Genomic DNA, 9996 nt, shown 5'->3' with positions numbered 1-9996 from the left:
TTCAAAAAATCGTATCGCCATTTACCAATAGTCCATTGACATTCATAGGCAGGCAAATCCAGGTCGACATAATAATTAGGGAATTTACCTTCATCGTAATGCCTGAACTGACCACCCCAGCTTTCTTTTCCAGGGTCATCAACATCCCCGACATTTCCGACAACCGACGATGTTAAATATAAAATGGAAGGACTATCGCCCTCCTTCAAACTGTTCTTTGGCCAGTTGGCGACCGGAAATACATCTCCACACTTTTCGGCAAATAAACCGCTATGATCCGACCCATGATTTCTGATGTTGTGATCAACAAAAGAGGTATAAGCCCACTCTCCTTCCTGCAATCCCGACTGGTAAACGCCTCTGAATGTTTCATGAGTTCCCCGGGGAAGAATGCCATTCTCTATCCACCATAATTCAGCATATTTATTTTGCATGAAATCAAAAATGAAGTCTCGGCTGGCGGTATCATGTAGAGTGTTTGAAGAACTAATGTAGTAGATTCTAATTTTGTCAGCTATATCAGGTGCATCATACAGCGCTTGTGCAGTTGTTGTTATACTTCCCCATACAAGAATCCAAAGTGGGTTTTCCTTCGTGTAATTACGTGCGGTTTTTATAATCCATTGCGATCCTTCAGAGGATTTTTCGGGAGCCGGCAAACCGGGATGTTCCGAGCCAAGAGTAACCAGGCCCAAAAGTGTTTTTTCATCCATCAGATCGTTATACCCGTTTTGACGCAGATGATCAACATCTATCCGTTTTATCCAGGAAGAGATTAATTCTACCCGGGGAATCGTGTCCCAGGGGTGGGCGTCTATCTGCGTACAGGGGGTGGAAACAATTCCTTTAATTTTCAATATATCGCTATAATGAACTGCCCTGAACAATGATTGAATATCATCAGGGTCGCCTCCTAAATCGGTGTCGATTATTACATCGAATGTCGTGTTTGATTCTGACTTCGAATTGCAGCTCGTTACTGCCAAAACGACCAGAACTAAAAATAGTATTGCCAGGTTCCGATATAAATACCTCATAATTTAATTCTTTTGTATACACACCACTTTTGAACGCTAACTTACTTATCTGTTTATATTTTTCAACTCTACCCACCATATATTGCTGGATATGTTCATGTTTTATGTTACTGCTTATTTGTAATGTTATTTCAGGGCGCGTATTCAACGGCGTTAATTTTTAGAGGCTTAAATGTAGCTATTATTTTAGTAAATAGCTTTTGGGACGTTAAAAATAGATTCTACCATTGGCAGGAGCCTTCCGCTGCTTAAAAAAGTTCGTCCGCAGATGCTTTTCGGCTGTCCTACGCCGAAAAAATGTGCTCCTACATCGAAAATAACCGTTCCTACACCAATAATTGGTCGTCCTACATCGAAAAGCAGGCGTCCTACACCGTCAGAACCATCTCCTACATTACATTTGTCTCGTCCTACACATGTAGGACGATCATTTTACAGTGTAGGAACGATAAAAACAGTCGTATTTCTGTCAATTTGCTATTTGTGTTCCAGTTTTCTTACAAAAAAAACGAGACAACAAATGTGCTGCCTCGTTCTGTTTAATTACTATACTTAACACTATTCCCCTGAGTCGTTATTGTCACCGGATTTATTCCTGTTATAGGTTTTATTCCTGTAAATATTGCGGTAGCCTTTTAGCCGGTCTTCGTTTTTCCAGAACACATAGCGTCCGCAGTTTTTAATTTCGTCGGCAGCTTGTTGCATATAGGTATAGGCGCGGTCGCGGACGATTTTTACCTGGTGGTCGATTTCCTTTTCGCCATTGGCTTGTGCCAGCACTATGGCCAGTTCGTCGGCAGTAGTATCCGCCAGCGGAAGTAAGGTAACATCGAAATTAATTAATGCCAATGGTTCGGGATTGGCCTCACCCAGGGCGGCCAGGTTGCTCAAATCCTGAATCATATCGGCATCGCCGGTTCCGTCGGCTATGTCGCTCACCTTTGTTAACAGGCGCGGGTCGTTACGGAAAGCATACCGGAAATCGTGCAGCAAGCGGCCGTGCAGTTCGTAAGCTACCGGTGCCCGCTCTTCCCATTCTTTTTGGGCATCCTGTGGCGTATGCTGTTCGCGTTTCCACATGGCCTCGGCTGTGCGGCAGGCACCGTTGCGCACCGTTAACGAATCGATAGTGGTTTCGGGTAAACCTGCGCCGGTTAGCTCAGTCTTGTCGTCGAGGCTCCATAAATAAAGGTTTTCATTCTCCTGAATTGCACTTTCTACAGGAATTCCAGGTGCTTTTACTTCTTCGGCCGGAAGGGCCATAAATGCATCGTAACATGCATCGTAATCTTGTCGGTCTGACATGGTTTTTTTGATTTTATTCGTATCGGGGATACGAGGTTTAACATGTAATTCAGCTCAATTTAGGGCTAATAGTAAACATATGCAAAATTTGTTTTTATGTTTTGTAGCAGGGTGCTGGAGATGTATTGCACACAACCTAAGCGCATAAAAGAGTCCGGGGCTGTATAAAAGTATTGTATACAGCCCCGGACTTTTGCTATTTGTGGTTTCAAAAAACGGAATGCGATACAATCGCTCACCGCAGGTTTGTCGTCAAACAATAAACAAAAAAAGAGGAGACTTGCGCCTCCCCTTTTTCTCTATCTGTTTACTATTTCTAGTTTCTTGTATTGGTAATAAAATCGCGCTCCGATTTAACCAGGTTAATCGAATGCAGCAAGAGGTTTTCCAATTCGGTATGTATTTTAAAGTACAACTGCGAATTGCGTGTGTTTACCAATTGCTGTTTCACACGTTTGAATTGCTGTTTCTCGTTTTTGCGCAACAACTCAACCACAAGGTCTATTTCTTTAATCAGCTCATCAATACCCTCGAAGCTCTGATTTTTCACCATTTTCGTTACCTTTTTCAGAATAGCAGTTACCTTATCGATGGTAGCGGTTAATTCTGCCGCCTGCTCTTCGGTAAATGGTTTGTGGTTGTTTTCAACATGGGCAATCATCGGGCTTAGCATATAATGCACTGCGTGTGCCATTTCGCGTTTGTGCTCGATCATTTGCACATAGTAGTGTGTTGTTTCTGACGAACTATCCATCAGTTTCTCAGCAATCCTAAACACCTTATCCTTGTTCTTTTTCGCTTTTTTCGACAATACTTTGCAGGCTTCTTCGGCTTTACGCAGGCCGCCTCTGTCTTCGTTTAAAAAGCTTTGCATACCCACCTCAAGTATATCGGTAGTATTGGCCAGGCCTTTTAAAATTTGTTTGGCGCTTTTGGCAATAATATCTTCTGTTGCATCCTCGTCCTTAATATTATCTTCTTCTTCGGCTACTTTTGCCTGAGCACGTTTACGGAAAAGAATCTGAGTTCGTACCACCATAAAAATGGCCACTGCAATAAATACGAAGATCATAAACTTACCGCTAAGCGAGATAATCAGGGCAATTAATCCTGCCACCGAAAAAGCAATTAAAGCCGTTAAAAACCAACCGCCAATTACGGCAAACACACCCGAAATACGGTATACGGCACTGTCACGATCCCAGGCACGGTCGGACAATGAAGTACCCATTGCCACCATAAAGGTTACGTAGGTAGTTGAAAGTGGCAATTTTAACGAAGTACCAATTGCAATAAGAATACTGGCTACCACCAGGTTTACCGATGCACGGATTTTATCGAATGCCGGAGCTTCAGCATCGTCGTTGTAATACGAATGTTTTTCGAACCTTGATTTTAACGTATTGCCAACTGCCGCCGGCATCGTCTTTTGTACTTTTTTGTTGAAATTGGTAAAACCGCGCACCATTACACGTGCAGCCAGTGACGAACCAAAACGCTCGTCGCCAGCATCCTGGCGGCTAAGGTTAATTTCTGTTTCGGTAACGGCACGTGCCTTTTTCGACATGATTAAGGTAATAACCATTACCAAACCTGAAACTATAAGCATGTAAAGCGGAGTACTGCTCTTTCCGGCCAGATTTGCCATCGAGAACTGGTCGGCAGGCATACCTGATGCCATCCAGTCCTGGAACGATTTAAATCCGGCTACCGGGACTCCAATAAAGTTTACAAGGTCGTTTCCGGCAAAGGCCATGGCCAGCGCAAACGTACCAACCATTACAACAACCTTAAGGATTTTAATATTGAATATCCATTTCAGCAATTGAATAAACACCACCCAAAAACCAAAACTTACCAGTAATATAAATCCAACATTATGCTTGAAATAATCCTGAAGGGTTTCTCCCGATGCCAGTTCAACGCCTGCAAATGAAGACCCTTTCATTCCTTTAATAAAAATAAAGTAGGTTATTGCCGTAATGGCAAGTCCTCCGAATGCCGACCCGAAGTATTTCATTGGGCCGCGGTAGCGAAACGAAAAGATAAAACGGGTGATGTACATTACCAGTGCCCCCACACTAAATGCGATAAACACCGAGAGCAGAATACCCGTTATAATTGCCAGCGCTTTACTGGAGTTAATGTAATTCGACAATTCGGCAGCTACCGAAAGTCCCATCCCTTTGATTTTAACGGCAGCAACTGCCACGGCCGATCCAAGCAACTCAAAAACGATACTTACCGTTGTTGATGTTGGCATGCCAAAGGTGTTAAACAAATCGAGAAGAATTACATCGGTGATCATTACGGCCAGAAATATGACCATGATCTCGGCAAAATAAAACTGATCGGGATGAAAAATACCCTTACGGGCTACTTCCATCATTCCATTCGAAAATGTCGCTCCAACCAGTACACCAATACTGGCCATTAGAAAGATAACCCACTTTGGGGCAGCTTTCGATCCAATTGCAGAATTTAAAAAGTTAACTGCATCGTTACTTACTCCAACAATTAAATCGGAAATTGCCAAAGCAAAAAGAACGACTACCAGAATTAAATAAAAATTTTCCATTTATTTGTTTTTAATTATGCTGTCTGATAACAATCTACTTAAAACTTTAATCATTTTGTAATCGCTGGCAAAGGTGTTCCAAAAACGGAATATTTTTGTTACATTTTGATTACATTTTGATTACATTTTCGCCTCTCAGGTGCAATATATAAATAAACAATAATCGATTTCAAATTACGAATAATAAAAAACATTCAGAATCCACGGGAATTATCAAGAAAAATTAAAGAGAGGCCGGTTTACAGCATTTCATGAAAATAGTCAGATAAACAGGCGCATATAACATCCGAGCATCGAACAGCTTATTGATCGCGCCTGCTATTTACTTACCTATTAACCACGGGTTTCACCCATGGTTAATCATATTTTATCCCTTCGGGATATAGAACAGAATTACAGAGTTAAGACGAGTTACATGAACAGCGATATAAGAATTCAAAGCTTTTATGGCGCTGAAAGCGTCGAAGGTGATTAACCCGTTGTGTAGCTCCGGATTATAATGAACGAAGGGGAATCGTCCGGTGAAACCAGCCGATCGAAGCCAGATGGTTCTTCCGGACGAAATCTAAATGGCAATACACATGGGAATAAGGGAGACTTACAGAAAAAAAGCCGGAATAACTATTCCGGCTTAAAAAAATACTATGCATTGATTTTTAATTCTTTTGAATTGTATTGGTGATAAAATCGCGGTACGCTTTCATCAGGTTTATAGTGTGTAATAACAAATACTCCATCTCCGAAATTAATTTGAAGAACAACTGAGAATTTCGAGTATTAACCATCTTATTTTTAATACGTTTAATCTGGTTTTTCTCCATCTTGTAAATTTGTTCCAGAATCTTGTCGCGCTCTTCAATAATTTGATCAATGTCGTCAAATGTCTTTCCTTCAATATCTTTCAGTACTGATTTAAAGAACTGATCAATATTACCCGCAACATCTTTTAATTCCGTATGCTGTTCTTCAATAAACGGTTTATGGTTGTTCTCAATGTGCTTAATCATAGGCTCCAACATAAAATGCACGGCGTGTGCCATTTCGCGTTTGTGCTCCATCATTTGCACATAGAAGTGACTGGTATCCGACGGGCCTTCTGCCAATTTTGTAATCGTTGAATAAACTTTGTCGCGGTTTCGTTTCGACCGTTTCGAGAATTTTCGTGAGGTTTCCTGTACTTTTTTCAAGCCTGCCCGGTCTTCTTTTAAGAAGTATTTAATCCCTTCTTTAACCACCTCGTCGCTCGATTTTACAGCTTTTATCATTTGTCTCGAACTCTTCTCCAATATCTCTTCCTGCGCATCAGCATCTTCAATAACTTCGTCTTCTTCCGCCTGCAGCTGATCACGTTTTTTCATTATGATATGAGTACGGAATACCATAATTATCGCTACCCCAACAAAAACGAAGATCATGAACTTACCGCTAACAGCAATGAGTAATGCCACAAGTCCTGAAACAGAAAAAGCAATTAAGGCGGTTAAAAACCAGCCCCCAATTACGGCAAAAACTCCCGAGATACGGTATACCGCACTTTCGCGATCCCATGCACGATCGGATAACGAAGTACCCATTGCCACCATAAAAGTTACATATGTGGTTGACAAAGGCAATTTAAGCGATGTACCAATGGCGATTAAAATACTTGCCACTACAAGGTTTACCGATGCCCGAACCTTATCGAACGAAGGCGGATCCTGATCGTCTTCACGAACATACGAATGTGGTTCAAAACGAGAGGTAATTCCTTCGGAAACAGATTTTGGTAATAACATTAAAAAGCGATTGTTAAACCTGGTAGCTCCTCGAACAATAACACGTGCTGCAAACGATGATCCAAATCGTTCGTCACCTTCATTCTGACGCGACAAATCAAGCGATGTTGCTATTACCGACTTTGCCTTTTTCGACATAATCAACGTAACGATCATTACCAACCCGGCGATAAGTAGCATATAGGTGGGTGTTCCTACTTTTCCGGCAAGCATTGCCATCGAGAAGGTATCAGGATTAGTTGCTCCGTCAGCGATCCAGGCCTGGAACGAATTGTAACCGGCAAGCGGTACACCTATAAAGTTTACCAGGTCGTTTCCGGCAAAAGCCATAGCCAGCGCAAATGTACCGGCCAGCACCACAACCTTCAATATTTTTATATTAAAAATCCATTTCAACAGCTGAATAAATACGACCCAAAAACCAAAGCTATAGATCAGCATTAATCCTGTATGATGCTTTACCCAATCCTGAATTGTTTCCCCACTACTTAACTCTATACCTGCAAAGGTTGATCCTTTCATTCCTTTAATCACAATAAAATAAGTAATTGCAGTAATAGCCAATCCCCCAAAAGCTGAACCAAAATATTTCATTGTTCCGCGGTAATTAAAGGTGAATAACATTCTTGTAAAATATTGCACAATTGCACCAACCGTAAAAGCAATAAAAACCGAGAGTAAAATTCCCGTAATAATTGCAAGTGCCTTACTCGAATTAATGTATTGAGACAGCTCTATTAATACCGAGCCTCCGGCAGCCTTAATTTTTACAACCGATACGGCCACGGCAGCTCCGAGTAATTCAAAAACTATTGAAACGGTTGTAGATGTAGGCATTCCGAATGTGTTAAACATATCGAGCAGAATCACATCGGTTATCATTACTGCCAGAAAAATGATCATGATTTCGGAAAAGACAAACATCTCGGGATGAAAAATACCCTTTCGGGCTACTTCCATCATTCCACTTGAAAATGTAGCCCCAATCAGCACTCCTAAACTGGCCATTAGAAATATCACCCATTTTGGAGCTGCTTTCGAACCCACAGCCGAATTGAGGAAGTTTACTGCATCGTTACTTACACCTACAATCAGGTCTGAAATAGCTAATGCAAAAAGTACAATTACAAGAATCAGGTAAAAGTTTTCCATTAAATTTGGTTTTAAATAAAGGTCGGCAAATATAAAGCAAGTAAAAAGTTTAATCGTTTTGTAATATTAATAAAATATTAACTAACCATGAAATTACCATTAACCAATTAATAACCACTTTTTTATACGGCATTTGAAACCTTAATTTGTAACGTTCGATTTTCGAACAACAGACAGTACGTAACATAATATTATTAAATGAGAACATATTCTTCGAAATTCCTTGCCTCACTGGTTGCCTTTATTTTAACCTTGCTGGCCTTTGGTATCGCTTTGCTGGCACACTACTTTGGCGAGAATATTTTGGTTATAACCATTTCTACACTAGCCTTTTCGGTAGCCGCCTACTTTTCCATTTTATACATTATTAAGAAATACATTATCGATCGTATTCGCCCCTTGTATAATACCATTCGCGATTTACCGCTGAGCGGAAAAAAAATGGAAGAAAAAATCGACTCGAACAGTTTGCTGTTAAACGTAAAAAACGAGGTTGAAGAATGGGCCAAAACGCAATTGAAAGAAATTGAACGACTTAAAGAGCTGGAGAAATACCGCAAAGATTTTGTAGGAAACGTATCGCACGAATTAAAAACACCAATTTTTAATATCCAGGGTTATGTTCTTACGCTTTTGGAAGGCGGCCTGGAAGACCCCAAAATCAATAAACTGTATCTGAAACGCACAGAAAAAAGTATCGACCGTATGGTATCGATTGTTGAAGACCTGGAATCGATCACCAAACTGGAATCGGGAGAGTTGCAGCTAAACATGACCCGTTTTGATATTGTAAAAACCGTTGAGGAAGTTATTGAAATGGAACACTGGCAAGCTTCGGAAAGCCAGATCACAGTGCAGATCATTAACAAACCCGACAGGCCCATTTATGTGCGTGCCGACAAAAAGCGTATTCTCGAAGTAATTACCAACCTTATTGTTAACGGCGTAAAATACGGCAAACAAAACGGTTACGTAAACATTTCGTTTCACGATTTAGAGGACAATATAATTGTTGAGGTTGCCGATAACGGTATTGGTATCGAGAAAAAAGACCTTCGACGTATTTTTGAGCGCTTCTTCCGTGTCGACAAGTCGCGTTCGCGCGAGCAAGGAGGCACCGGACTTGGCCTTTCAATTGTAAAACACATTATCGAAGCTCATAATCAATCTATTAACGTGCGAAGTGTGCTCGATCAGGGAACCACATTCAATTTTACACTCGAAAAGCAAAAGTAGCCCAATCAAAACTTTCCGTAAAAAAAAACGTAAGAGTGGCTATTAATTTGTATTTTGGTTCAATTAAGCACTATTTTAGATTCGTGTTTATTTTTTGTTTAAAGGAAAGTTAATTGTTCTGTAATAAGCAGCATTTACTTTTGTCAAGAATTTTATGTTATGAGTGAAAATCAATTTAAAGTTTTACTGGTTGATGACGAGTTGGATATCCTCGAATTTCTGAGTTACAACCTTGAAAAAGAAGGATACGAGGTATTTACCGCCCGAAATGGTGTGGAAGCAATTAAGATTGCTGAAAAACAGGTACCCCACCTCATTATACTCGACGTAATGATGCCGGAAATGGATGGAATTGCCGCGTGCGAGGAGCTTCGAAAAATACCTGCACTAAGCAGTACCGTTATCGCCTTTTTAACTGCGCGTGGCGAAGACTATTCGCAAATTGCAGGCTTTGAGGCCGGAGCCGACGATTACATCACCAAACCGGTTCGCCCAAAAGTTTTGGTTAGCCGCGTGAAAGCACTGCTAAAACGTACCGGCGAAGCTACACAACCTGTTGAAGTGGTTGACACCAACACCGTAACAATTGGCAACCTGCTTATTGACAAAGAACGCTACCTTATTCGTATTGGCGACAACGAAATGATTTTGCCACGAAAAGAATTTGAATTGCTTTCGCTTTTGGTTTCGAAACCCGGAAAAGTGTTTACCCGCGAGGAGATTTACTATTCGGTTTGGGGCGAAAATGTAGTGGTTGGCGACCGGACAATCGATGTTCATATTCGTAAACTCCGCGAGAAAATTGGCAACGAGCACATTAAAACGCTCAAAGGAATTGGTTACAAATTTGTTGAATAACAAAAGAAGATATTATAACGAAAGGGGCTTTTTAAAGTCCCTTTTTTTGTCTCTA

6 protein-coding genes are annotated in these 9996 nt (G+C 40.9%); 2 read left to right on the top strand and 4 right to left on the bottom strand.

Annotation, left to right across the window (positions count from 1 at the left end; genetic code table 11):
• The 4 genes from ABZB17_RS16125 to ABZB17_RS16110 all read right to left on the bottom strand — a co-directional run.
• On the bottom strand, positions 1-1037 hold a 1037-nt coding region (locus tag ABZB17_RS16125; RefSeq protein WP_372651545.1), incomplete at its 3' end, for a nucleoside hydrolase-like domain-containing protein.
• A 558-nt stretch (positions 1038-1595) separates the two neighbouring features.
• Positions 1596-2342: a hypothetical protein gene (locus ABZB17_RS16120; protein WP_372651543.1), complete on the bottom strand. Its 747-nt coding sequence runs from the start codon at positions 2340-2342 to the stop codon at positions 1596-1598.
• A 316-nt stretch (positions 2343-2658) separates the two neighbouring features.
• Complete coding sequence (locus tag ABZB17_RS16115) at positions 2659-4920, bottom strand: anion permease (RefSeq protein WP_372651541.1); 2262 nt, start codon at positions 4918-4920, stop codon at positions 2659-2661.
• Between the two features lie 656 nt (positions 4921-5576).
• Positions 5577-7847 (bottom strand): anion permease, encoded by a 2271-nt coding sequence (locus tag ABZB17_RS16110; protein ID WP_372651539.1) that lies wholly within the window; start codon positions 7845-7847, stop codon positions 5577-5579.
• Between the two features lie 198 nt (positions 7848-8045).
• Here ABZB17_RS16110 and ABZB17_RS16105 point away from each other — a divergent pair, with 198 nt between their 5' ends.
• Together ABZB17_RS16105 and ABZB17_RS16100 are read left to right on the top strand one after the other, a co-directional pair.
• Positions 8046-9083, top strand: coding sequence for a cell wall metabolism sensor histidine kinase WalK (locus ABZB17_RS16105; protein ID WP_303920639.1), 1038 nt, complete (start codon positions 8046-8048; stop codon positions 9081-9083).
• 159 nt (positions 9084-9242) lie between these two features.
• Complete coding sequence (locus ABZB17_RS16100) at positions 9243-9941, top strand: response regulator transcription factor (RefSeq protein WP_320111348.1); 699 nt, start codon at positions 9243-9245, stop codon at positions 9939-9941.
• Positions 9942-9996: the final 55 nt, after the last annotated feature.

This window comes from Draconibacterium sp. (assembly GCF_041583095.1).
In the GTDB taxonomy this organism is placed as follows: domain Bacteria; phylum Bacteroidota; class Bacteroidia; order Bacteroidales; family Prolixibacteraceae; genus Draconibacterium.
Note: the sequence above shows the minus strand (reverse complement) of the source record. Positions and strands in the feature narration are given on the sequence as shown.

Coding starts and splice junctions, on each gene's coding strand:
- ABZB17_RS16115 (WP_372651541.1), bottom strand. CDS start 4,920: ATGGAAAATTTTTATTTAATTCTGGTAGTCGTTCTTTTTGCTTTGGCA.
- ABZB17_RS16100 (WP_320111348.1), top strand. CDS start 9,243: ATGAGTGAAAATCAATTTAAAGTTTTACTGGTTGATGACGAGTTGGAT.
- ABZB17_RS16105 (WP_303920639.1), top strand. CDS start 8,046: ATGAGAACATATTCTTCGAAATTCCTTGCCTCACTGGTTGCCTTTATT.
- ABZB17_RS16110 (WP_372651539.1), bottom strand. CDS start 7,847: ATGGAAAACTTTTACCTGATTCTTGTAATTGTACTTTTTGCATTAGCT.
- ABZB17_RS16120 (WP_372651543.1), bottom strand. CDS start 2,342: ATGTCAGACCGACAAGATTACGATGCATGTTACGATGCATTTATGGCC.